We start from the raw sequence: 24776 nt of genomic DNA, 5'->3' as shown, positions 1-24776 counted from the left end.
CAGAAGATCAGTCTGAATAGTGCGCTTTGCTTTAAGATTGAGAATAAATTAGGATTTCTCCTTAAATGTCGGTTTTTCGATAACATTATTTATAACAGTATTGTTCTTAATAACACTGTTTTTAGGATCAGATTTTTTCTTAGAGAGATCCTCTAATGCTGCCCTGTATACAAATTGAATACCTGAAGTAAGCGCTTTCTTTCGTAATAAATTAAGCGCTTGCTCCTCCCACGTGCTCTCACTCCCCGATAGTGCGACATCGGGCTCTACCCCAATACCGTCTATCTTCTTACCTAAAGCGGTCATATAGTTGGCAACCGTGAGCTTGACTGCTTGCGCATCATTAAGCGGTATCACTGATTGTACTGAGCCTTTGCCATAACTGATCTCACCTAAGATAGTGGCTCGCTTTTGCGCCTGCAAGCTGCTGGTCAACACTTCTGCCGCTGACGCCGAGTAGCGATTTTGCAGTACCACTACTGGCAGTGACTTGAATAATGCTGCACCTTTGGTCGATAACGTACGCGAATCAGCCTGACGACTCTTTATCTGCACCACATCCGTATCTGTCATAAATAAGCTAGCAACGCTCACAGCTGATGCCAATACGCCGCCCGGATTGTCACGCAAATCCAATAATATTCCTGTGACGGGTTTATTTAAATCAATCAAACTTTGCAGCAGTTTTTCGCGGCTGTTATTTTGAAATGCGGGCAACCGAACAACGGCCATACCATCTACAAAACGAGTTTCAATGATTTGAGGATGGCTACTATTACGTTGTAACGTGGTGATATGTTTACGGCGTCCTGCCTTGGAAGTCACCACATCTACCTGCGTCCCTGCAATCCCTGTCAGTAGCTGCTCAATATCATTACTTTCTTCATCTTCGCCAAGCTTAAACTCATCGACTTGGTGTAGATAATCACCAACGGCGATGCCTTTTTTATCGGCAGGTGAATCATCAAGTACCTCCGTGATGACCCAATAGCCCAAGGCTGACTGATACTCAACCTTGATGCCAATATCGCCGACATCACCTTCAGTAAAAGCACGCAGATTTTCATAGGCTTCAGCATCCAAAAATTCAGCATGGCTATCGAGCTTGGTTAACATGCCGCTCATGGCATTATTAAACAGCTCTTCATCATTGACCGTATCAACATATTCACGGCGCACCAAGTCAATCAAAGTAACAAAAGTCTTTAACGTTTCAGGAGAAATGGCATTTAATGATACTTGAGCGACTTCAGCAGGAATGTCGGTATTAATCACAGCCGACTCATTGTTCAATACACTTTCATCCGCTACGCTATCAATTAAATCGTCAGTTTGATCAGCAGACTCAAGCATATCAGCAATATCTGATAAATCATCCGCGCCGTTGTCTAATGGTACATTATCGGTATTTAAACGGATCAGTTGTAAGCTTTCCGTACGACTAGCATTGTGCCCTGCAGTACTATCCTTGACAGCCGCTTGTGCTGGCATAGTCATCACACTTAAGCCCAACAGACCCATAATAAGTGTCGGCTTTAAGACGTTAGAATAAGTGAATATCGTGCTCACTGACTGCTCTACTCTTTTAGAGGTCAATGAAAATGTACGAATGATAGGACTGATAGGATTGATAAAATGCATAAAAATCACCTGAAAATTTGTCCAAAGTTAAGCCATGATTGTTATATGATCGTTATAGTCGGTGAAAAGTAATATCGATACAACACGTACTACTGGTGCAAATTTTTCTTGCTTGCTGTGCCTACGCAGACAGAGGCTGCAAAAAATTTACACCAGCAATACGGTAGCGACTTTAAAGTACTTCAACTATATATGGTTATTATTGAATAATAGACCATAAGATAGCATCAAGCGCCCTTGTAAGAATAGGAGAGTATTGCAAGTAACTTAGGTGAAATGTTAGACAAAATATAGCAACAAAAAAGGGAGAACTGATCAATAGCTCTCCCTTTTCATGCCAATTTACTTTAAGAGTTAAGAGTAATGTAACGCTACTATTATAAATTTCTAGCGCCTTAACACAACTGGATTACTCCGCGGCAACCAATAGGTTTTCACCTGTCATCTCTTTCGGCGCTTCGATATCCATCAGTGCCAAGATAGTGGGCGCAACGTCACTAAGCTTACCGCCGCTACGCACTTGTACTTTTTTCTCACCCACATAAATCAGTGGCACGTGCTCAGTGGTATGCTGAGTATGTACTTGACCACTTTCATAGTCTTGCATTTGCTCGCAGTTGCCATGATCTGCTGTGATCAGCATATCGCCGCCTGCGGCATGTACCGCTGCTGCCACACGACCAACGCAGACATCTAGCGCTTCTACCGCTTGAACCGCAGCATCAAAGATACCAGTATGACCGACCATATCACCATTGGCATAATTGACCACTAGCACATCATATTGACCAGATTCAATCGCTTCTACCAATTTATCTGTCACCTCAGGGGCGCTCATCTCAGGCTGCAAGTCATAAGTGGCAACATCTGGAGATGGCACTAAGATACGTGTCTCGCCTTTATACTCATCTTCACGCCCGCCACTAAAGAAGAACGTTACGTGGGCATATTTTTCAGTTTCAGCGATACGCAGCTGGGTTTTACCCTTACTCTGCAAATATTCGCCAAGGGTATTGGTCAATGAGGTTGGATAATAGGCAATGCTAGTTTTAGGATTGTCTGCTAACACATCAGAATACTTGGTCAACATCACAAATGCCGCAAGTTTTGGCTGCTTATTGCGGGCAAATCCTGAAAACTCGTGATCTGGCAATACAAAGGCTTGCGCAAGCTCACGAGCACGGTCAGCACGGAAATTCATAAAAATAAGGGCGTCATTGTCATCAACAGTATAAGGCACCTCATCACGCCCAATCACGACCGTTGGGTTGATAAACTCATCAGTTTCGCGGGCTTTATATGCCGCTTGTACCGCGCCATCAGCACGAGTAGACAAACGATCTGCTTTACCTTCAGTAATCAGCTCATAGGCTTTTTGCACGCGATCCCAGCGATTGTCACGATCCATCGCATAGTAGCGCCCAATAATACTGGCAATCTGTACACGACCACTCTCATAATGCGCGTTAAGCTTAATGATATGATCACGAAGACGATTGATGTATTTATCAGCAGACTTAGGCGGTGTATCACGTCCATCTAAAAAGCAGTGTACAAAGACATTTTTGGCACCATGTACCAATGCTGAATGGCACATCGCTTCGATATGGTCTTGATTTGAATGAACACCACCATCTGACAGCAAGCCCATAATATGCACATTACCACCCAGTGTATTGGCGGCTTTTACTGCATTTACCAAGGCTTCATTTTTATAAAAATCACGACTGGCGACTTCACTCGAAATGCGGGTTGAGTCTTGGTAAAGCACGCGCCCAGCACCCAAGTTCATATGCCCAACTTCTGAATTACCAAACTGCCCATCTGGCAAGCCCACGTCTTCTCCTGACGCTGATATCAATCCATGCGGATATTGTTCATAAATCTTATCTAAATTTGGCATATCAGCGGCAGCAATGGCATTGTCTTTATCGTCTTCACGATGCCCAAACCCATCTAATATCATTAAAACACGAGGCACTTTTTTATTATTATCACTATTTTGCTGCTTACTTAATTGTGCCTGATTGTCGTCGATAGATTCTGATTGTTGCTGGGTATTGGTCATGGATTACCGCTCCTCAAGTGAATGAACGCCTATAATGCTGTATTAGGATGTATAAAGTTCTCTATATTAGCACACATCTTGAAATAGCTGAAAAATGAGCTTTTTAGCCAACAGTTGATTGCTTTATGACCAAATGTAGATGTAATAAAGCTCCCATCGCAATAATGCTCATTATTAAAACCACGTAGCAATCTGTAAATCGTACTTGCAATCACTCAAACCATTGGTTAAGATAATTATATTCTGAAGTGTTGGCTAGCAGATGTTTATTCCCTGAGCCGATAATGCTTTACCAGGATGTGGTACCTATTGCTTCATTGTGTATGCCTGCACCGCTTGCGGTGTATCAGGAAACCTGCCGAGGCAGTGACGCATCCGCCCTGAACTTCACGGTTCATGGGTCACCATCTTGCGGCGGCACTTCGGTTGTTATATTCGGTTAGTAGTTTTTTTATTTATAAGTACTACCTTTATAAAGAACGAATTACAACTACTAAAAAGCCCCTTTTCTCATTGACGAAAGGGGCTTTTTTTATGCTAAATAACTTGATATCTACGGATTAATACTCTACTCATCATTAGCAGATTTAGTAATTTTTTTCACATCTTTAGGAATAGTTTTTGCCGTACCATCGACTGTTGTATGCTGCTTAAACACATTACCGAACGGGTTTTGTTGTTGACCAAATGGACTTTGGTTATTCATACCACCGGCGCCGCCAAACGGGTTTTGACCGCCCATACCACCTGCGCCACCAAATGGATTTTGACCACCACCCATCTGCTTAGCCATCATTTCCATCATTTTTTGCTGATTGTTCATGACATAATTATTGGCAAAGTCTTTGAGCTTTTTCTGCACTGGCGGCAATATAACAAGTAACGCCAACAAGTCACTGAGCACACCTGGAATGAGTAGCAAAATACCAGCCGCTGCCATGGCCACACTTTTGATCATAGTCGATTCTTGCGGACGCATCGATGGGTTCATCATACCGCCCGCTTTCATCTGTTGTGCCATTGGATTGAGAGCTGCCATGCCTTTACGCAGGAGCGTGATACCGATGACGGTGGCGATAATGAACCACATAAATACCCACCAGCCACTCGTAAATTGAGCAAGCAAATACCAAAGCAGCATCTCGATAATAAACCATACGATGGCAATACCAACTATCTGACCCATAAAGCGTCGTCCTATAAAATAAAATCAATAAATTGAGCGCCATGCAACTTAAAATGGCTAACATATGATGTATATGGGGATTGATTGCTATACTATCAAACTTACGGCTAATTTTTAAGCCCTACAACAAAATGTCAGCAAGATGGAACACTATGGCAATTATTATTGGGATTGATCCAGGTTCACGCATGACCGGCTATGGAATCCTTCAACAAACGGGTGATAAGCTCACCTATATTGATTCAGGTACTATTCGTACCGATACCAAAGAGATGCCTGAACGCCTAAAACGTATTTTTAATGGCTTGACGCGTATTACTCAGCATCATCTAAAATATGCAGATGAGCCTATTTATACGGCAATTGAACAAGTATTTATGGCAGAAAACCCTGATTCAGCGCTTAAGCTGGGGCAAGCACGTGGTGCAGCCATTGCAGCGATGGTAGCACTGGATTTGGAAGTCTCAGAATATACTGCTCGCCAAATAAAACAAGCCGTTTGCGGCTATGGCGCAGCAGCAAAAGAGCAAGTACAAGACATGGTGTGCCGCATACTGACTTTGGACTTTGTACCACAACAAGATGCGGCAGACGGTCTTGCCTGCGCCATCTGTCATGCGCACTCAAGCCATTCGATGAACAAACTTATATTAAACAGTGCCATGCGCGGGCGCGGTGCGTCTAAGAAAAAAGGTCGCTGGCGTTTAACTGAAGAAGACTTAGGAAATTTGCGTTAAAAATGCTTATAAAACAATGATAAAAAAAACACGCACCATCTGGTCGCGTGTTTTTTTTATCAATATTGAAGGTCACTATAGTAAGCCCAGTATAAAAATGATACAGCGGGACTGGAATGAATTTTTTGCAGCCTCTGTCTGCGTAGGCACAGCACGCCAGAAAAATTTATACCAGTACCGCGTCAAAAGATGATGTATCTACTTTATTTGGAATCGACTATATTTATTAATAATTAATCAGCGCTATTCTACCACTGAGCTTTCAATGACAGCGTCTAGTACATAAGCATACTTTTCAGCGGCTGCATTCTGTTCCTCTGCTCCACCCTGATTTAACGAGTAGCGCTGTATTCTTAGCACTTCATTATGCTTGCCATCATACTGATAGCCATCAATTTCACCATTAAATGCAGACCACTTACCTTCACTGGTTTTAATCCCTTGATCATTATAAGTGATGGGTTTCACTTGTAGACACATCTCTGAGCTATTATCGGCGCACGCTATTTTGTTAGCGTTTACTGCCCAAAATACAGTCTCACCCTTACCATTGTACTTGGCTTGTGACGTCAGCCTACCTTTCCAAGTCAAAGTCACAGCATTGCTCGTCACTTGCGTTAGTACTGGATTCTCACCTTCAGTAACACTTATCTCACTAGTGCCTTGCATCAAGGTATCTAAACTATTTTCTGCCTTATTTAGATTTTCGCATAGCATTTTAGTACTCATGCTATCTTCAGTTGTTAGTGTATGACCTTGCAGTTGATAACCCGCACTCATAGTGTTACAGCCTACACCATAATTCAGGGTGTTGTGACCTTGATTATGTTTAAACAACAGCGTTACTTGATTCTTAATATCTACAAGCGTCGTTATAACTGGTCCACCACTTTTGTCATCGATATCGAGTAGTGTCCAACGATAACGCGCAAGATTGGCAATCATTTGTTCTTCAGCGCTCATCTCACTCGCCTTAGCTAACGTGGCAGTATTATTATCTACATCAGCATTTTCGGTGCTCATATTAGTATCAGCTGCCTCAATATTTGCATCCGTTGGAACGGAAGCATCTTGGCAGGCACTTAATGCCAAACTTATCGCTAGCATAGTTGGCAATAGGGCAGATTTAAAAGATAGTGTCATCAAGATCATACCTTGCAGTTATACTTTTTAATTCGACTTTTAACCCATTTAATCTACAAAATCTAACTGCCAAAATTGTACATGAGACATCCATCAGATGACTTAAAGGGTATTTATAGCGACTTTCATCAAAGGGTAATAATCTGACCACTATAGCGCTCATGACTGATAGGGGTGTAACGAAGTGTTTAATTTTATACATCCATAGTAAATTTCACATATAGTCGGTGAAAAGTAATATCGATACAACACGTACTGCTGGTGCAAATTTTTCTTGCTTGCTGTGCCTACGCAGACAGAGGCTGCAAAAAATTTACACCAGCAATACGGTAGCGACTTTAAAGTATTTCAACTATAGTTGCTGACGCTATTTTTGATATTAACCATAGCAAAACAGCCTTACATTATTAGGAGTTATCCTCGTTACGCAAAGCTGTTGTTGCTTATCAGTACATTCTTAAAAACTTACTGCTCTAATCCTCTTCATGGATGGGTTTGGCTTTTGCCATGTTTTTAATACTAAAACGTTCGTTCATCATCTGGTAAAAACGGGCAAGATTGTCGCCCTGCTCATTGGGATTGACTTGGAGGACTTTGCCAAAATCCAAACTCAAATACAGCACAATATCAGCAAAGCTCAGTTGGTCACCAACCAAATACTCATGACCGTCCAGCATGGTATCAAAATATACCAAGGCTTTGACAGCACGTGCGATAGAGGGCGCGACAAATTCTGGTACTTGCTCAACATGCTGGGCTTTTGATGGGTGACTATGCTGAAAGGCGAGCATAAAGTTATATAACACCTCAAATTCAGCGATACGGCGCATAGAGCACACTTGCGCACGCTGTACCACATCATTGCCCATCACCGAACGCTCACCATAAACACGGTCGAGATATTCACAAACTGCCTGCGAGTCATTGAGCACGGTACCATCATCTAATGTCAAAACGGGTACGGTTTGCATGGGATTTATTTTGGTAAATGTCTCTGACATTTGCTCGTTGATAGCAAAGTCAATATCAATCACATCTAGGTCATCCATATCATCAATATCGATACCTTTTGACGCCAATAAAATAAGTGCCTTCCGTGGATTGGGTGCGGTACGAGTAATGTATAACTTTTTCATAAAAACTCCTTGTAAGGTGGGCTTAAAAGCGACTCAGCGCTGCTGTACTTTATTATGTTTGTTGTGTTATCAAGTATCAAATGCACTATTGGATCGAGTATTAACGATAACAATTCATATCCAAATTATCCATGCTTGATTTAATAGTTATAACGTACTCTGCTTATCATAGCAAAGCCTTATTTAGCTGACGGTTCTGATAACAAGCTTAATAGCAAAAAGCCCCACAATTTTACATTATGGGACTTTTTGAATCATATCTTAATCAAACTGACATGCTCCAGCTTATTATTTATTAGGTGCAGGAGTAGTACGTAGATATGGCTTGATTTCTGTGTGACCTTTTGGATATTTTGCAGCGATATCTTCGTTTTTTACGCTTGGTGGAATGATAACATCATCGCCATCTTTCCAGTCAACTGGCGTTGCAATGTTGTACTCATCAGACAATTGCAGCGCGTCAATAACGCGGATAATTTCATCAAAGTTACGACCACAACTGGCAGGATATGTCAGCGTTAGGCGAATCTTTTTGCTTGGATCAATAATAAAGACACTACGTACTGTATGCGTGCTGTCTGCATTTGGGTGCATCATGTCATATAGCTCAGCGACTTCTTTATTAGGGTCAGCGATGATTGGGAAATTTAGCTCAGTACCTTGAGTCTCACCGATGTCTTTTGCCCACGCATGGTGGTCATCGATACCGTCAACAGAGATACAAATTGGCTTCACACCGCGCTTCTGAAACTCACCATTTAGCGCAGCAGCGCGGCCAAGCTCAGTGGTGCATACTGGGGTAAAATCGGCTGGATGTGAGAAGAAAACCACCCAGTTATCACCCGCCCACTCATGGAAATTGATATCACCCTCTGTGGTGGTCGCGTCAAAGTTTGGTGCGGTATCGCCTAAACGTAAATGTGCCATGCTTTATTCCTTATTTATATTCATGATGAACGCTATTATCAAAGGCTATCCATGCGCTCTATTATTATCAACATACTCAGTTGGATACTATTCAGTTAGATACTATATGGATAGTACATAATATCTCAAAGTACGTCAGCAAAAAACTTCCTTTATATTAACAAACTGGTTATGAATGTCTTGTGACGGATTGTAATGCAGTTATTCCTTTTATTACCAAGTAGAATGTAGCAAAGTAATTATTTGAAAACACAGTAATGGGTTAAAACTTGATAAGTTAAAGAGATTGTTATATCACCATCCCTGAATCCCACAAACAAAACTCGCCAAACTTTCCACGCTTACTCGTACCGCCTGCTGCACGCCCAGCATCGGTCAATATCAACTCCTCTTCTTGCTCTTGTAGATAACCAGCGGCGAGTAACTTCTCGTTTAATTCTTGCGTCTTCAATCCCAATTCTTTGGCAAGCTTAGCCGTCGTCAGTTTAGAGTAATTAAAGGTTGTTACCTCTGTAGGATTACTTATAGTAGAGCTTTGAGATGGGCTATCAGAGCTAAGTTTTGTCTCGACTCTATTATCAGGCTCAACTACTTTTTCAAGAGACATTCTTACTTCATCACTGATACGAATAATGCGCTGGGCTTCCTCATAAGTATCGGCATAAAGCTTCGCATCTTCGTTACGGTAAATCAGCACACCCATTTCATTATTATTTACTTGGCTAAATTCATAAAGGTTTAAGCTAGTAATGATGCACTCATTTTCATTAAGGTAGCACTTCGCATGCAAGTTTTTACAAAAGCTCGTACGAATAAAAGTCAGATTTTTAAGCCAGTTGATTTCTTCTGGGTGCAAATCATTTTTACCATAAACAATACGGATATCAATTTTAAGACGATTACGATCCTCTAATAGCTCTTTAATACGCTCATTAAGCTTTAAATAGGGGCTAATAATAATTAATCTGTCAGACGCATTTTTAATCAACTCTTCTAAATGATAAGTTGTACCACTGCTGTTTAAAAACTTTGCCATTCTAATGCCCTCACCATCTATAGTTGAAATACTTTAAAGTCGCTACCGTATTGCTGGTGTAAATTTTTTGCAGCCTCTGTCTGCGTAGGCACAGCAAGCAAGAAAAATTTGCACCAGCAATACGTGTTGTATCAATATTACTTTTCACCATCTACGATTAAAATTTATGCTTATTCACAAAAAAGCCCATCCCTAGCGTACTAGAAATGGGTAATCTTGCAAACTACTATTGTTCAGTATTTTCTTACAAGTAAGTATTAATCGCGCTAATGATAAATTAAGCGGGTTTATAACTATCACGTAAGCTCACGATTTGGTTAAATACTGGCTTATCACTGCTATGATCTTCGCTATCAGAAATAAAGTAACCTTCACGCTCAAACTGGAAGCGCGTACCAGCATCTGCATTCACCAATGATGGTTCAACCACTGCATTGAGCTCAGTCAACGAGTTTGGGTTTAGTGCTTGATGTACGTCAGCAACGCTACTTGGGTCTTCAACACTAAATAACTGCTCATACATGCGTACTGTCGCTGGTATACCTTGGCTCGCTGATACCCAATGAATAACACCCTTCACCTTGCGACCTTCAGGGTTGTTACCTAAAGTAGCTGGATCAATCGTTGCTTTTAGCTCAATCACATTGCCGCTATCATCAGTAATATGCTCAGTTACTGCCAATACATAGGTATTACGCAGACGAATCTCATTCTTCTCTGGTGACAGACGCTTATAGCCCGCTGGCGGCTCAATCTCATAATCGCCTTGATCAATATAAATGGTCTCAGTGAAAGGAATCTCTCGCTCGCCCATATCGACATTAGGATGGTTTGGCTGAGTCAGCCATAAAGTCTGCGAGGCATCGTCAAAGCGAGCTTGAACGCTATCAGCCTTTTGCGACTCCCAACTGCTAACAGCTTCCGCAAAGTTAGTAATCGTCACTTTTAATGGTTTGAGCACTGCCATGCCACGTGCAGTCGTCGTCTCTAGTGACTGACGAATGCTAAATTCTAACAGACGGAAATCTACAACACTGTCCACTTTGGTCACACCAACACGCTCACAGAAGTCACGTAAGCCTTCTGGCGTATAACCACGGCGACGCATACCTGCAATAGTCGGCATGCGTGGATCGTCCCAACTGCTAACGATATTCTCATCAACGAGCTGCTTTAATTTGCGCTTACTGGTTAATGTATGATCAACATTGAGGCGGCTAAACTCATACTGATGCGGCGCTTGCTCAAAGCCAACCTTTTCTATTACCCAGTCATAAAATGGACGATGGTCTTCAAATTCTAGCGTACATAATGAATGAGTAATGCCTTCGAGCGCATCAGAGAGCGGATGGGCAAAATCATACATCGGATAAATGCACCATTTATCACCAGTTTGATGATGCGTTTGATGCATGATGCGATAAACAACAGGATCGCGCAGGTTCATATTTGGGCTTGCCATATCAATCTTGGCACGTAAAACAGCTTTACCTTCAGCATATTTGCCCTCTTTCATATCATCAAAGAGTTGCAGGTTTTCTTCGACACTGGCATCACGATGTGGTGACGCTGTGCCTGCATCATTAAATGAGCCACGGTTTTCTTTGATTTGCTCAGGCGACTGCAAGTCTACGTACGCATCGCCTTGCTCAATCAATTGCACTGCCCAAGCATACAACTGGTCAAAGTAGCCTGACGCATGATGCGCTTCTCCTGCCCACTCAAAGCCTAGCCATTTTACATCGTTCTCGATGTTATCAATGAAGTCTTGCTTTTCTGCGGTAGGGTTGGTGTCATCAAAACGCAGGTTACAGACACCGCCAAACTCCTCAGCCACACCAAAGTTTAAGCAAATAGATTTTACGTGACCCAAATGTAAGTAACCATTTGGCTCAGGTGGGAAACGAGTGATAATCTGTTGGTACTTTTGCGCAGTAACATCATCACGAATGATATTACGAATAAAGTCATTTTTTTGTTCGTCTTTTTGTGCATGGTTGCTTGATTGCTCACTCATTGGGCATTGCTCCTAACGCAAATGGTCAATTCATGCGACGTGCCATCACGCCTCATGGAAAATTCAAAATATTTAGTAAAATAAAACGATTTGTTAAAATAAGAATCAGTCAGAAAAATAAATTCGGCTAATGAGAATCTCAGCCATAAAAACAGTGGGTTATCACATTAAGCGCTTAAGCGCGTTTAATAAATAGGATTAAAAATCGGTAAAGTTGCCTTATTCTATCAGCTTTTACAAACGCATTAACAGCCTGATACATGACACGGGATAAAAAAGCCGTTAGACTAGCCATAACTTTTTAACCACCACTCACGACAGCGTCATTTAATACGCTGCAATCAAAGAGGAATATCACATGGTAGACATGCCACCAGTAGTAGAACTTGACACCAGTATGGGTGCGATCGTTATCGAACTCAACGAAGAAAAAGCACCAAAAACAGTAGAAAATTTTTTAAACTATGTAAAATCTGGTCATTATGATGGCACGATTTTCCATCGCATTATTGATGGTTTTATGATTCAAGGCGGCGGCATGGACGCTGATATGAATGAAAAAGCCACCAACAAGCCAGTAGAAAATGAAGCAGACAATGGTCTAAAAAACAACGCTGGTACGATTGCTATGGCACGTACGCAAGATCCACATTCAGCGACTAGCCAGTTTTTCGTTAACGTAAAAGACAACGATTTCTTAAACCATTCTGGCAAAAACATGCAAGGTTGGGGTTATACCGTATTTGGTAAAGTAACAAGCGGTATGGACGTGATCGAAAAAATGCGCGGCGTACCAACCGGTCGTTTCGGCATGCATGCTGACGTGCCAAAAGAGCCAGTGGTTATCAACTCAGCAACCATCATCACTCAGTAATCATTCTTCATTAGTTATTACTCAGTAGTGATGAGTCGTTACTGTTTAAAATTATGAGGATAAGGATAAATGCAAAGTTTTAATCACCTAATGACCACCCACCCTCATGAGGTGCAGCAAGTATTGATTAGCGATTTGCATTTATCGCCTGAAGAGCCTGCCTTAGTGCAGGCTTTTTTGGCGCTGCTTGATGATTGCTTAGCCTTGCCACAGCTTAAACGCTTGTTCATTTTGGGCGATTGGTTTGAGGTATGGATTGGCGATGATGCTTATTTATCACTATCAAAAGACGAACGTCAAACTCATTGGTTGACCCCTCTTAGCGTTAAGTTAAAAAAACTGCGCGTAGCTGGCTGCGAGATTTTGGTCATGCATGGCAACCGTGATTTTTTGTTAGGTCAGCCATTTTGTAATTTATTCGGTGGTGAGCTTATTTATGAGCCATATACCTTAACCGTCGGACAGAAAAACTACCGCTTAGAACACGGCGACGCCTTATGCATTGATGATAAGAAATATCAGTTTTTTCGTAAAGTGATGCGCAATCGTCTGACGCAGTGGTATCTGCTTAGTAAATCGCTAGAAAAACGCTTGGCGATTGCCGATAACATGCGTCAGAAAAGCCAGCAGAATAATGCCAATAAAGCCGCTTACATCATGGATGTCAATGAAAATGCGGTGATACAAGCAATAACAGCTAGTGATGCTTTAGTACACGGACATACTCATCGTCCAGATATTCATCCGACCAGCAATGATAAAATACGCTACGTCCTTGGTGACTGGCGACTGTTAGATAGCGGCACACGCCAGCCAAAAGTCAGTGCAGTGATTGGGGCGGTGACAGCTGATGACTGTTTAAATAAAGATAAAAAACCCAATAATAATGGTGCAGAATTCGGGTTGTTTGAATTTAATATCACTATTTAAATACCTAAACATCTAAACTGCTGCTGTCATTCTCATATAATGAAAAACTCCGTTATAAAACGGAGTTTTTTATTTCTTAACATTGTTATTTCTTAATATTGTTATGTTTAAACAACCTTTGAAAATAATGATTGTCCAAAAATAGCGACTTCACTCTATCTCACCATCCCGCCAATGAAGACCCACTACCTTGAGTAATAAAACCATCTGGGGTCTGACCATTGTCTGCTTGCCAGCGCTGGAACGCCTTACGAGTATTGGTACCAACAATGCCATCAGCACCTTTTGTATCATAGCCTGAACTGGTCAAACGCTGCTGTAAATTGCGTACTTGAGACGTCGATAAAGGACGCTCATAGCGTGGCCATGACTTTTGCAACCCATCTTGTCCAACAAGCGCTTTACCCAATAAGCTGACACCAAGCGCATAGCTTGATGAATTATTATAGACCTTGATGACATCAAAGTTTGGACTCAATAGAAGCACAGGACCATCTTTACCAGCCGGCAACCACAGCTCCATCTCGGTATTGGCATCTAAGTACACATCGGCTATGGTATCAACGCCCATTGCCGCCCATCTAGAAGCAGGCTGCTTAGTGCCAACCAGTGAGTAATCAAATGATGACGGAATAGTCGCTTCATAAAAAGGTTCCAAACCACGTACCCAACCTGAATTGCTCAGATAGTTGGCAGTAGATGCCAAGGCATCGCCGGTTGACCATGGATTACGATGGCCATTACCATCACCGTCGACCCCATTCTTAAGCCAAGTATCAGGGATGAATTGAGTATGCCCCATACCGCCCGCCCAAGAGCCCTCTAGCTGTGACCAAGAGACATCCCCACGCTGTAATAGTGTCGCTAATGATAATAATTGAGTTTCAGCAAATTCTTGACGGCGACCATCATAAGCAAGGCTGGCAAGCGCGCTTGGAATATTGCTATTGCCAGTCACCACACCATATGAGGACTCCATTCCCCAAATCGCAGCGACTACCTCTGCATTAACCCCATACTGCGACTGCAACTGGGATAGATACGTGCGTTGCTCGGCAAACTTACGCTTACCAGTACTGACACGACCATCTGATACCGCAGAATCAACATACTCCCATGGCATTTTTGAAAACTCTGGCTGACCTGAGTCAAGTGATATGACTTGCTGATTTAAATAAGCAGAATCGAGCAGACGATGAACCGTAGCAGCATCATGACCTGATGAAATCGCGCGCATAGAAAAATCAGACTTCCAATCAGAAAAACTATTGTAGCTTGGCTTGGCAACTGGCGTCGGTTTAATAACCGGTGCTGGGGTCGGCTTCACTTGAATGGTTTGGGTCTGGGCAATTTGCACATTACCTTGACGAACCGGCTTATTAGGTTGCTGCATCGCCTGCTGACTGGTACAGCCAACCATGACTAGAGCGGGGAAAAAGACAAGGTAGTGTTTATTTAATCGCATAAAAAGTCTCAAGTATCCGTAAGTAAAGTGGCAATGTGGCTTTGATAATTCAATTTAATAGCCAAGCAATAAGAAATTTAACGCCCTAGTACTGCCCGTGGATCGATAGGATTGCCATTTAAGCGCACTTGGAACTCCAAACCCACTTGGTTGGTCTGACCACTATTACCCATGTTTGCGATACGTTGACCGCGTTGGACACTATCACCTTCTTTAACCAACAACTGGCTGTTATGCGCATAGGCAGTGATGTAGTTGTCGCTATGACGAATCATAATCAAGTTGCCATACTCTGGCAGACCGTTACCCGAATAAAGAACCGTACCTGATTGGCTCGCCTGCACCGGATCGCCAGCGTTACCTGCAAACCACATGCCCATCGTTCCAGATGCGGCGTCAAAATTACGTGTCACTTGATTGCGAGTAGGATATTCATAACCTGAAGTAGCATTTGCCGTTACTTCATAGACGGGGGTTTGTGAATAGTTAGGGGTGCTTGTCACTGGCGGCGTATGCGTATAGGTTGGTTGTACAGGCGCAGCGGTATTGTTCGAGGCATTATAGTGATTGTTATTGGTCGCGGGTACTGACTCACCTTGCCACAGTTTGAGCCACTGGCCACTATAAATAGTATATTTACTGTCTAAACCATTCAGTGCGCCAATTTGACGATAGTTGAGACGATAGCGCGCCGCCACTTGACTGACCGTATCGCCGCGCTGCACACGATGATAATTGGGAACCCCTTGATTATTGGTAATAATCTTAGGTGCCGCTTGGTTGGTTGATTGATAAGTAGGCTTGGTGGCACAGCCTACCATCGTTACTGTGGCAGCAGCCATCGTGCCCATCAATGCCACTGTGATAAATCGCGATCCAGCCATAAGCTTCTTCATACAAGATTTCCTATTCTTTATGTTACGTACAAACCCCTTGTGTGACTCACAAGCATTTTGCTAACTGTTATACCGTTTAATGTCTCAGATACCGACATCAGGAATATTAACGTTTAATACGTGATAGGGCAAATTTTTGCAAATATCCAATATGGGCATATCTGTTAATAACCCCGAATTAATACCTGTAATCACACAGTCAAAATCTGTCTCAGGATACAGTTCATTTAACGCCAAATAAATACCGTCAGCCGGCGTACCATTAACAGCGATAAAACCAGACGGCAACTGATGCGTATATAGTTGAAATACTTTAAAGTCGCTACAGTATTGCTGGTGTAAATTTTTTGCAGCCTCTGTCTGCGTAGGCACAGCAAGCAAGAAAAATTTGCACCAGCAATACGTGTTGTATCGATATTACTTTTCACCGACTAATAACAGCATGGTGATACTTAAGGCATTGCAATCAAAGCGGTATTGGTTGTTAATACTGACTGATTATATTTACTTAAATACGGTGTAGCTGTGATTATTTCGGGCGATTATACCCTAATCGTAGATAGACACGAACCCGCTCTTTATAGGTCATGTGCATAATACCCTAGTTTTTTAAATGATTTATCCATAGCAAGACCCCTATTTTCAGCCTCAAAAACCTGCGCTGAAGTTACAGTAGGCTACAACCCACAACATTTGCAGCTTATACTTTTATATTGAGGTAACTTACCGGTTTATAATACGGATATGTTGCTGAAGACCCTATTTGGCTCACAATATCTCTACACATAAATCAATATATTATGTGACATTTGTTTTTTTACCCATTAACATAGCACTATTAAATAAAGATAAGCGAGTGTGATACTGAATGAAAAATCAATCGATATTATCTATGGCTTCTGTGATGGCAAAGAGTGCCTCAAAAGTCGGGCTGGCAGCATCGATAACGTCTATTGCGATGCTGTCTCAAGCAACAAACGCTGCACCCAATTCTGCGACAGCCATACCTTTAGATTTGTCCGGTATCAATATCACAAAACATGAAATTGCGGTCATGCAAGTGCTGTCAGAGATATGCCCGCCAATGCTAAATGGCAAGCAAAAGCAGCGTTTTTATAAATCTTATAACGTGCAGCTTCATGAGTTGATGCCGTCATTAGAAGACCCAAAAGCAGCTATCCAATACTTGTCTACTCAGCAAGATTACCGTCAAATTTTGCAAGGTATTCGCAGCTGGACGATGGGCTTTTCTAAGCAGGACAACAAAGCATTGTGTGAAGATTTAGCGAATGCTGAATATCAATAGTAGCCCTTTATTGATACGCTGTTTTATAGACATACTTTTTTGACCCATGTTAAGAGGTTAAATAGATAAAGACCACTATAATTAACGACAATAATCTACTGGCTTATCTCTTTAACATCCACATAAAGCGGTTAAATAAGTATTATGTAAGGCAGTTTTAAGCGCTTATTTATTTAGATGACTCGCTACAAAAAGCTTGCTGCTATCCCTATTATTTAACAAGGATAGCAGCAAGCTTTTTTATGAGTGAATTTTATAAAATTACTCACTCTATTTTTAATAACGTCTTATTTTATTGTATTTATCGTTTCCCCATCGGGCGGCATTTTGCTAAGATAAGACGTTAATTTTATGTCCGTTGCTTTAGTCTCCTCTGCTCTCAAAAAATCCATGGTTTAACCTGAGATTTAACACAGTCTGCCAACGATTGTGTAAAGGTGTGGTATTGGGGATAAGCGGCAGATACATTTGGTTTTATGATGCGGTGTAACAATCTATGACAGTAAAGCGTGTGAAAAAACAGCTGGTGCAGCTGGTAGTGGGTGTCAGTATTTCTATGAGTGCAGTGATGGCAAGTGCAGCCATACAGCAGCCTGAGATGGCAAATACTGCGTATGTATTAATGGACTATAACACGGGTGAAATTTTGGCACAGAAAAATGCCAATCAAGCCTTGCCGCCAGCGTCTTTGACCAAAATGATGACCAGTTATATCATTGAGCAGCGCTTAGCATCAGGCGATCTCAAAGAAACCGATCAGGTATTAATGAGTCCAAATGCTTGGTGCCGCGGCAGTAATAGCCAGTCGTGCATGTATGTACCAGTGAATAAAAGCGCAAGTGTCATCGATATGCTACGCGGTATTATTATCCAATCAGGTAATGATGCCTCAAAAGCGATGGCTGAGCATATCGCTGGTAGCGAAGCGTCGTTTGCTATCTTGATGAATGAGCAAGCGCAAAAGATTGGTATGAAGAATACCCATTTCGTTAACTCTACCGGTATGCCTGAGGAAGGTCACCAAGCATCTGCTCTAGATTTGGCCAAGCTGTCACGCGCTATTATCAAAAACAGCGGCGACTACTACAGAATTTATTCAGAAAAAGAGTTTACCTATAACGGTATTACTCAAGGTAACCGTAATGCGCTACTCGCCACCGACCCTACTGTTGATGGTCTAAAAACAGGACATACGGATGCGGCTGGTTATTGCTTGGCAGCCTCAAGCAACCGTGAAGGTATGCGTCTAATCTCTGTCATTATGGGTACAGAAAGTCAGCAAGCACGTGCTGACCAGTCGCGTGAGTTGCTAAACTGGGGTTTTGGTCACTTCACCACTGTCACTCAAGCACCTGCTGGGCAATTTGTCAGCAAAGTTCCTGTCTGGTTTGGTGAAGCAAAAGAGATAGAAGTGGTAACTGCTGATAATTTGCAGATTCTAACCACTAAGACTCAAAAGAATAAAATCTCTACTGTAATCGATATTCCTGAAAGCTTAGAAGCGCCTATCAAAAAAGGTCAAGAAATCGGTAAGATGATGGCTGTTATCGATGGTAAAGCAGTTGCTTCTGTGCCTGTGATTGCGACAAGCGATATTGAGCAATCAGGCTTTATGAGCCGTATCTGGCAACGTTTTTCTCGCTGGGCACAAAACTTATTTTAAGCGTAATAATGGCCTTTTAAAATAATGCTTTTATCATGAAGTTCAACATAAAAAAGACGCCTCGATAGGAGGCGTCTTTTTTATGTCTAGTCACTTTTTATAGTCCAGTCACTTTCTATATAGTCGGTGAAAAGTAATATCGATACAACACGTACTACTGGTGCAAATTTTTCTTGCTTGCTGTGCCTACGCAGACAGAGGCTGCAAAAAATTTACACCAGCAATACGGTAGCGACTTTAAAGTATTTCAACTATATATCAATTAAAAAGCGTAAAAACAGTGAGAATTTAATAAAATTAACGCGGTTTCTTATCTTTTGTCGTAAATTTCTGCGCACGATTACGTTCACGTTGACGCAGCTGTTGGGTTTTCGCTTTGGTTGGTGTGTCGCTTTTGTTAGCATACGGGTTTTCATTCAGTTTAAAGACTACGTTTAGTGGCGTGCCTTCTAACTTAAATACCTGACGGAATTGATTTTCAAGATAGCGCTGATAGCTCTTAGGTAACGAGCCAGTCTGATTGCCATGAATCACAATAACGGGCGGATTGTGTCCACCAATATGCGCGTAACGCAACTTAATGCGGCGACCAGCGACCGTTGGCGGTGGATTAGCAGTAACAGCATCTTGCAAAATCTGTGTCAAACGGTTGGTCGACACTTCAAACATAGACGATTGATAAGCGCGCAATATAGACGGATATAAATTACCCACACCCGTACCATGTAGTGCTGAGATTTGATGCACTTTTACATAAGGGATAAAGTTAAAACGGCGATCCATCTCAATCTTGATATAGTTCTTTTGATCGGCAGTCAGACCATCCCACTTATTAATCGCAACCACTAGAGCACGACCTGCGTCCAATGCATAGCCAATCATATGCAAATCTTGATCGACGATACCTTCATGAGCATCAATAACAATAACAGTCACGTTAGAATCTTCAATGGCTTGCAAAGTTTTGATAACTGAGAATTTCTCTACCTTTTCATCGATTTTACCACGGCGACGTACCCCAGCCGTATCAATCAATACGTAATCTTTGCCATCACGCTTATATGGGATATAAATACTATCACGAGTGGTACCAGGCATATCAAAAACGACAACGCGGTCTTCACCCAATAAACGGTTAACGAGAGTTGATTTGCCAACGTTTGGACGACCGATAATAGCAAGCTTTAAGCCTCTTGGCTCTATGATATTTTCTTGATTAGGCATATCAGCGGTCAATACTTCGAGCAGGTTGCCCACACCACGACCGTGACTGGCCGCCATTGGATATGGTTCGCCTAGACCTAATGCATAAAATTCAGCCGGCGCCGAATCATGCACGCCATCGACTTTATTGGCAACCACATAGACAGGCTTGCCAAGGGTATGTAGAAATTTACCAATCTCAGCATCGGCACCAATCATTCCTGCGCGCGCATCAACCACAAACACAATGATGTCGGCTTCATGAATGGCAGTATACGACTGCTCAGACATGTAATCATCAATATCGCCTCTGCCATCGTCCGCTTCACCAATACCACCGGTATCAACGACAATAAAAGCTTTGTCTTCGTAGGTTGCATCACCGTATTGACGGTCACGAGTCAATCCTGACAAATCAGCAACCAATGCCTGCCGACTTTTAGTGAACTGATTGAATAAGGTGGATTTACCGACGTTTGGACGACCAATTAAGGCGACCACAGGCTTGATACTCATGGGTTACTCTCAGTGAAAGGCACAATGACGGACAATGCGACTACTTAGGTAAAATCTCTTTTACAAAGCTGCTATGATAATAAAATACCAAATAGTTGTAATAAAGCAGTAAATAGTGGCAGTTGACCGTAAATTTAAATGAATGATAAGATAAAACGATAGCCAGAAAATAGTTCTTGGCTATCTTACAATGAATAAATAAATGATATTCAGAGGACTGCATCATATATGGACATTATCTATCGCTATTATATATAGATAACGCCAACAATGCACCGGTCGCATAGCGTACGCGAAAGCCGATATGTAAACAAGCAATTTTACAAGGCATTAAACGCTGACAATGCAGCGTTTTCTGTTCATTTTACTATTAGGCTGCCTATTCAATGAGCCATATGGAACAATACTCATTAGATAAGACTGCAAGTCATTAAGATTAGCGCGCCAACTGCCAAATCGCTACTTGACCTGAGGTGCTTTGGGTCATCAAGCGGCTGCCTTGTACTTGCAAATTGGTCAATGAGCCTTTGGTCTGTACACGGCTGACAATCTTACCGGTGGCTGGGTCAAATAAATGCACCACTCCATCAAAATCGCCCACTGCGATATAGTTGCCAATCATCACAGGATTGGTCAAATGACGATAGGCCAATTCTTCACTTTCCCATAAGACAGTACCATTACTGCGGTTATAAGCAACCACTTTACCCTCTAAGCTCGTCGCAACCACTTGCTGATTATTGACTGCAAGCGCTTTTAAGCTGGCAAGCTCATTAACAAACAATACTTGTCCTGATGCCAAATCAATACCGAGTAGCTGACCACTATAGCTGATAGCAAATAACTGATTGTTATCTACAATCGGCATACCATCAACGTCGCTCATACGTTCAACTTCGCTGCTGCCTGTACCCACACCAACGCGTCTTGACCATAATGGCAAACCATTATCTACCGTAACAGCATGCAAGCGTCCATCGGCAGTCGCTAGCAATGCTGTCTTGGCATCTAATAACGTTGGTGCAGCGCTACCACGTACACTAATCACAGGGACTTGGGTAGCAAACTGCCAGACTGACTGACCGGTCTGTAGTGATAAGCCATGCAGAAAACCATCATTGGCTGATAGAATAACGCGGTTGTTGCTGATCAATGCTGGCGTTAGCACTGAACCGGTAAGCTGTTGCTGCCAGCGTTTTGCACCTGTTACGCTATCAAATGCCATAACCAGACCGCCACGAGTACTGATAATAGCGGTTTGGCTTAGCTCATCTATCGCAACACCACCTGTAATCTGGTCGCCAACATTCACTGACCATAAACGCTGACCAGCTTTATCAAAACCAACCAGATCACCAGCGCGCGAGGCCGTAACGATTTGCGAATTGGCATAGCCAACTTGCAAAGTAAGCGGATCTTTTTTACTGACGTTTTTATTACCAAGGTCGGTACTAAAAACTGGCTGCAATACACTAACAGGTTGGATAATTTGTACCAATTTTACAGGGTCATTGACGACTGGCTTGATACCTCGATTACACCCAATGACCGCAGTTGTCATCACTGCAATTACGGCTATATGCATGGCCGTTGAGCGCATGGTTTTGGCTTTGATGGTATTGTTAAAGCGAATAGCTTGAGTCATTATAGGTCTCACTACAAATAAATTAATCATTAATAAATTAGCGTTTAATCAGTGATAAAAAACAATACTAACCTAGTACAAATAAGTGTCGGTTATCATCATCCTTCTGACTGATTATGCTACTTCCTTTGTAGAACGTTTTGAGGTATTACCATATCTATCGAAATCAGCACTAACTTTTTTAATACTAAGCCTCTAGTTTTAAAATTTTATGCACCAGCACCGGTATTAGTTTCTACTGAATCTTCCATCACTGGTGCTTGCGATGTTGCCGTAGATTCTTGAATAAGGCTGGTTTGCTCAGCGATAGGCTCAGGGACGATACCCAAACTTTCCATTTTTAATGCCAATACTGCGCGGGTTTCTTGACGCTCACGTAATAAATTCCACGCATTATTATAGGATTTAATCGCTGAATCTGTATTGTCTTGTGCTAAATAAATATCACCAAGTAACTCTTGCTGACTGGCTTCAAATGAGCTGGGCATGTAACGACTGGCTTCTGTCAATGCCGCTTTTGCATCGCCTGCTGCCAAAAGCGTGGTCGCATAACGCAAACGGGTAATCGCCTCTAGACCTGCATCACCCAAATCAATCGCTAACGCCTTTTTAAAGCTCTCGCCTGCTGCCTTAAAATCATCACTGTCGACTTGTTGACGCGCTTTAATCATCAGAGCCTGCCAAGCATAGACCGATTCTCCATGGGTGCCAACTAAAGTATCGATGTTCTTATTTAGCTGAGTACGACTCTTCTCTAACGATGCTTTTGCGTCCGCTTCTAGATCGGGATTTTGCGACGCCAAGCTAACTTCTGCATTAAGACGTTGAATATCCGCATATTGATCGGCTGCAACGGTATCCACACGTGCATGATTATCTTGCCAATAAGTCCAGCCAAAATAGGCGGCTAACGCCAATAAAATCGCGGTGACAATATAGCTGCCATACTGCTTTAACGCTTGCATTGAGTTGTCTGCATTCGGCGAATTAGGGGTCAGAGCCATATACTTTTACCTGATAAAATGGTTATTAAATTGCTAATACTAAACTCAATGCTACTTACGGCGACAAAAGTTATCTTTATCCGATAACCAATCTTGAGCAGCTGTTTTTTGTTCGCCAGTTTGCATATCTTTGATACTAATGGTTTTATCATCAATCTCTTGCTGGGCGATAATAACGGTCAATGCAGCACCCGACTTATCCGCCTTTTTCATTTGGGCTTTTAGGCTAGTGGCACTTGCCATTTTGACGCGCAAATCTGGACGGCTATAACGCAGGTTTTGCGCATAACCAATACCAGCACTATAAACCTCAGGATGGGCGACCACAAAGACGTCACAAGCAGGGATATCAGCAATGGGTGCCACCGCGTCTATGAGCAATAATAGACGCTCAAGCCCCATGGCAAAACCAACCGCAGGCTCAGATTTGACTGGCTTACTATCGGCTTTAGCATCGGCTTTAGCATCGGCTTTAGCATCACGGGTATCAATAGATTTTAGCTGTCCAACCAAACCGTCATAACGACCGCCGGCACAGACCGTTGCTTGACTACCAAGCTTATCAGTGACCCATTCAAAAACGGTTTTGTTATAGTAATCAAGACCACGTACCAGATGCGGATTGATTTCAAAATCAATGCCAAGCTCTGTTAAATAAGTTTGCACTTGCTCAAAATGCGCCACACTCTCTTCGCCTAAAAAGTTAGCAAGTTTGGGTGCATCTATTAATAGGGCTTGGGTGCTGGCTTCTTTACTGTCTAAAATACGTAGTGGATTGGTGGTTAGGCGACGTTTGCTATCCTCATCTAGCTGCTCTTGCTTATCAGTTAGATAGGTTACCAGCGCTTCACGATAAGCATGACGCTCATCACGCTCGCCTAGACTATTCAACTGCAGACGCATCTCATCTTTTAGACCCAGCTCTTGCCACATCAGATGGGTCATCGCAATCAGCTCGGCATCGGCATCTGGTAAGGCACTACCAAAGCTCTCGACACCCAATTGATGAAACTGACGATAACGCCCTTTTTGTGGACGCTCATAGCGGAACATCGGACCGATATACCAAAGTTTGGGCGTATCACCGCGTAGTAGATTGTGCTCATTTACCGCTCGTACTGCCCCTGCGGTTCCTTCAGGACGCAAGGTTAGCGGCGTTGGTGGATCAGACTTGTCGGTAAAGCTATACATCTCTTTTTCAACGATATCCGTGGCACCACCAATGGCACGAGCGAACAAATCGGTTTGCTCAACGATAGGCAAGCGAATATGCTCATAACCGTATCTGCCTAGCACATCAGCCAATATTGACTCTAAATACAGCCATTTTGCAGACTGTGCAGGCAAAATATCATTAAACCCTTTAATCGCTTTAATCATGGT

At 42.4% G+C, this 24776-nt stretch carries 19 protein-coding genes, 1 other RNA gene and 1 pseudogene; 6 read left to right on the top strand and 15 right to left on the bottom strand.

The annotated features are described in order from the left end of the window. Positions 1–48: 48 nt before the first annotated feature. Both PSYC_RS03665 and gpmI read right to left on the bottom strand, forming a co-directional pair. On the bottom strand, positions 49–1641 hold the full coding sequence (locus tag PSYC_RS03665; protein WP_041757551.1) for a S41 family peptidase: 1593 nt from the start codon (positions 1639–1641) through the stop codon (positions 49–51). 409 nt (positions 1642–2050) lie between these two features. Then, positions 2051–3709 carry a 2,3-bisphosphoglycerate-independent phosphoglycerate mutase gene (gene gpmI / locus PSYC_RS03660; protein WP_011279987.1) on the bottom strand — a complete coding sequence of 553 codons (1659 nt, stop codon included), beginning with the start codon at positions 3707–3709 and terminating at the stop codon, positions 2051–2053. 237 nt (positions 3710–3946) lie between these two features. Here gpmI and ssrS point away from each other — a divergent pair. After that, a non-coding RNA gene (gene ssrS / locus PSYC_RS11330) (6S RNA) lies at positions 3947–4142 on the top strand. A gap of 135 nt (positions 4143–4277) precedes the next feature. Here the strand turns inward: ssrS and PSYC_RS03655 are convergent. Next, positions 4278–4895 carry an FxsA family protein gene (locus PSYC_RS03655; RefSeq protein ID WP_011279986.1) on the bottom strand — a complete coding sequence of 206 codons (618 nt, stop codon included), beginning with the start codon at positions 4893–4895 and terminating at the stop codon, positions 4278–4280. Positions 4896–5047: 152 nt separating this feature from the next. Here PSYC_RS03655 and ruvC point away from each other — a divergent pair, with 152 nt between their 5' ends. Then, positions 5048–5632 carry a crossover junction endodeoxyribonuclease RuvC gene (gene ruvC / locus PSYC_RS03650; RefSeq protein WP_011279985.1) on the top strand — a complete coding sequence of 195 codons (585 nt, stop codon included), beginning with the start codon at positions 5048–5050 and terminating at the stop codon, positions 5630–5632. Positions 5633–5875: 243 nt separating this feature from the next. On the opposite strand, the gene PSYC_RS03645 is transcribed toward ruvC, so the two are convergent. From PSYC_RS03645 to PSYC_RS03625, 5 genes are all read right to left on the bottom strand, one after another. Then, positions 5876–6775, bottom strand: coding sequence for an META domain-containing protein (locus PSYC_RS03645; RefSeq protein ID WP_011279984.1), 900 nt, complete (start codon positions 6773–6775; stop codon positions 5876–5878). Between the two features lie 473 nt (positions 6776–7248). Next, positions 7249–7911: a glutathione S-transferase family protein gene (locus PSYC_RS03640; protein ID WP_011279983.1), complete on the bottom strand. Its 663-nt coding sequence runs from the start codon at positions 7909–7911 to the stop codon at positions 7249–7251. 288 nt (positions 7912–8199) lie between these two features. After that, complete coding sequence (locus PSYC_RS03635; RefSeq protein WP_011279982.1) at positions 8200–8838, bottom strand: peroxiredoxin; 639 nt, start codon at positions 8836–8838, stop codon at positions 8200–8202. A gap of 289 nt (positions 8839–9127) precedes the next feature. Beyond that, positions 9128–9874: a phospholipase D family protein gene (locus PSYC_RS03630; protein ID WP_011279981.1), complete on the bottom strand. Its 747-nt coding sequence runs from the start codon at positions 9872–9874 to the stop codon at positions 9128–9130. 277 nt (positions 9875–10151) lie between these two features. Beyond that, positions 10152–11891 carry a glutamine--tRNA ligase/YqeY domain fusion protein gene (locus PSYC_RS03625; protein WP_011279980.1) on the bottom strand — a complete coding sequence of 580 codons (1740 nt, stop codon included), beginning with the start codon at positions 11889–11891 and terminating at the stop codon, positions 10152–10154. Positions 11892–12249: 358 nt separating this feature from the next. Here PSYC_RS03625 and PSYC_RS03620 point away from each other — a divergent pair, with 358 nt between their 5' ends. After that, on the top strand, positions 12250–12765 hold the full coding sequence (locus tag PSYC_RS03620) for a peptidylprolyl isomerase (RefSeq protein ID WP_011279979.1): 516 nt from the start codon (positions 12250–12252) through the stop codon (positions 12763–12765). Positions 12766–12834: 69 nt separating this feature from the next. Then, positions 12835–13695, top strand: a complete 861-nt coding sequence (locus PSYC_RS03615) for a UDP-2,3-diacylglucosamine diphosphatase (protein WP_011279978.1) — start codon at positions 12835–12837, stop codon at positions 13693–13695. A gap of 160 nt (positions 13696–13855) precedes the next feature. On the opposite strand, the gene PSYC_RS03610 is transcribed toward PSYC_RS03615, so the two are convergent. The 3 genes and pseudogenes from PSYC_RS03610 to PSYC_RS11895 form a co-directional block, all read right to left on the bottom strand. Beyond that, positions 13856–15160, bottom strand: a complete 1305-nt coding sequence (locus tag PSYC_RS03610) for a lytic murein transglycosylase (protein WP_011279977.1) — start codon at positions 15158–15160, stop codon at positions 13856–13858. Positions 15161–15237: 77 nt separating this feature from the next. Continuing rightward, positions 15238–16056 (bottom strand): peptidoglycan DD-metalloendopeptidase family protein, encoded by an 819-nt coding sequence (locus PSYC_RS03605; protein ID WP_011279976.1) that lies wholly within the window; start codon positions 16054–16056, stop codon positions 15238–15240. Positions 16057–16227: 171 nt separating this feature from the next. Continuing rightward, positions 16228–16359 (bottom strand): annotated as a pseudogene (locus PSYC_RS11895) (5'/3'-nucleotidase SurE); the annotation flags it as partial. A 589-nt stretch (positions 16360–16948) separates the two neighbouring features. On the opposite strand from PSYC_RS11895, the gene PSYC_RS03595 reads away from it, so the two are divergent. Both PSYC_RS03595 and PSYC_RS03590 read left to right on the top strand, forming a co-directional pair. Beyond that, positions 16949–17362 carry an MCR_0457 family protein gene (locus PSYC_RS03595; RefSeq protein ID WP_227500351.1) on the top strand — a complete coding sequence of 138 codons (414 nt, stop codon included), beginning with the start codon at positions 16949–16951 and terminating at the stop codon, positions 17360–17362. Positions 17363–17858: 496 nt separating this feature from the next. Beyond that, positions 17859–19025 carry a D-alanyl-D-alanine carboxypeptidase family protein gene (locus PSYC_RS03590; RefSeq protein WP_011279973.1) on the top strand — a complete coding sequence of 389 codons (1167 nt, stop codon included), beginning with the start codon at positions 17859–17861 and terminating at the stop codon, positions 19023–19025. A 297-nt stretch (positions 19026–19322) separates the two neighbouring features. Here the strand turns inward: PSYC_RS03590 and der are convergent, their stop codons facing one another. The 4 genes from der to hisS all read right to left on the bottom strand — a co-directional run bounded on the left by der (position 19323) and on the right by hisS (position 24773). After that, positions 19323–20744: a ribosome biogenesis GTPase Der gene (gene der, locus PSYC_RS03585; RefSeq protein WP_011279972.1), complete on the bottom strand. Its 1422-nt coding sequence runs from the start codon at positions 20742–20744 to the stop codon at positions 19323–19325. Positions 20745–21180: 436 nt separating this feature from the next. After that, a complete protein-coding gene (gene bamB / locus PSYC_RS03580) occupies positions 21181–22389 on the bottom strand; it encodes an outer membrane protein assembly factor BamB (RefSeq protein ID WP_041757546.1) in 1209 nt (402 codons plus the stop codon). A gap of 209 nt (positions 22390–22598) precedes the next feature. Continuing rightward, on the bottom strand, positions 22599–23393 hold the full coding sequence (locus PSYC_RS03575) for a YfgM family protein (RefSeq protein WP_011279970.1): 795 nt from the start codon (positions 23391–23393) through the stop codon (positions 22599–22601). A gap of 51 nt (positions 23394–23444) precedes the next feature. Continuing rightward, positions 23445–24773: a histidine--tRNA ligase gene (hisS, locus tag PSYC_RS03570; protein ID WP_011279969.1), complete on the bottom strand. Its 1329-nt coding sequence runs from the start codon at positions 24771–24773 to the stop codon at positions 23445–23447. Between the last annotated feature and the right edge of the window lie 3 nt (positions 24774–24776).

This window comes from Psychrobacter arcticus 273-4 (assembly GCF_000012305.1).
Classification (GTDB): Bacteria; Pseudomonadota; Gammaproteobacteria; order Pseudomonadales; family Moraxellaceae; genus Psychrobacter; species Psychrobacter arcticus.
Note: the sequence above shows the minus strand (reverse complement) of the source record. Positions and strands in the feature narration are given on the sequence as shown.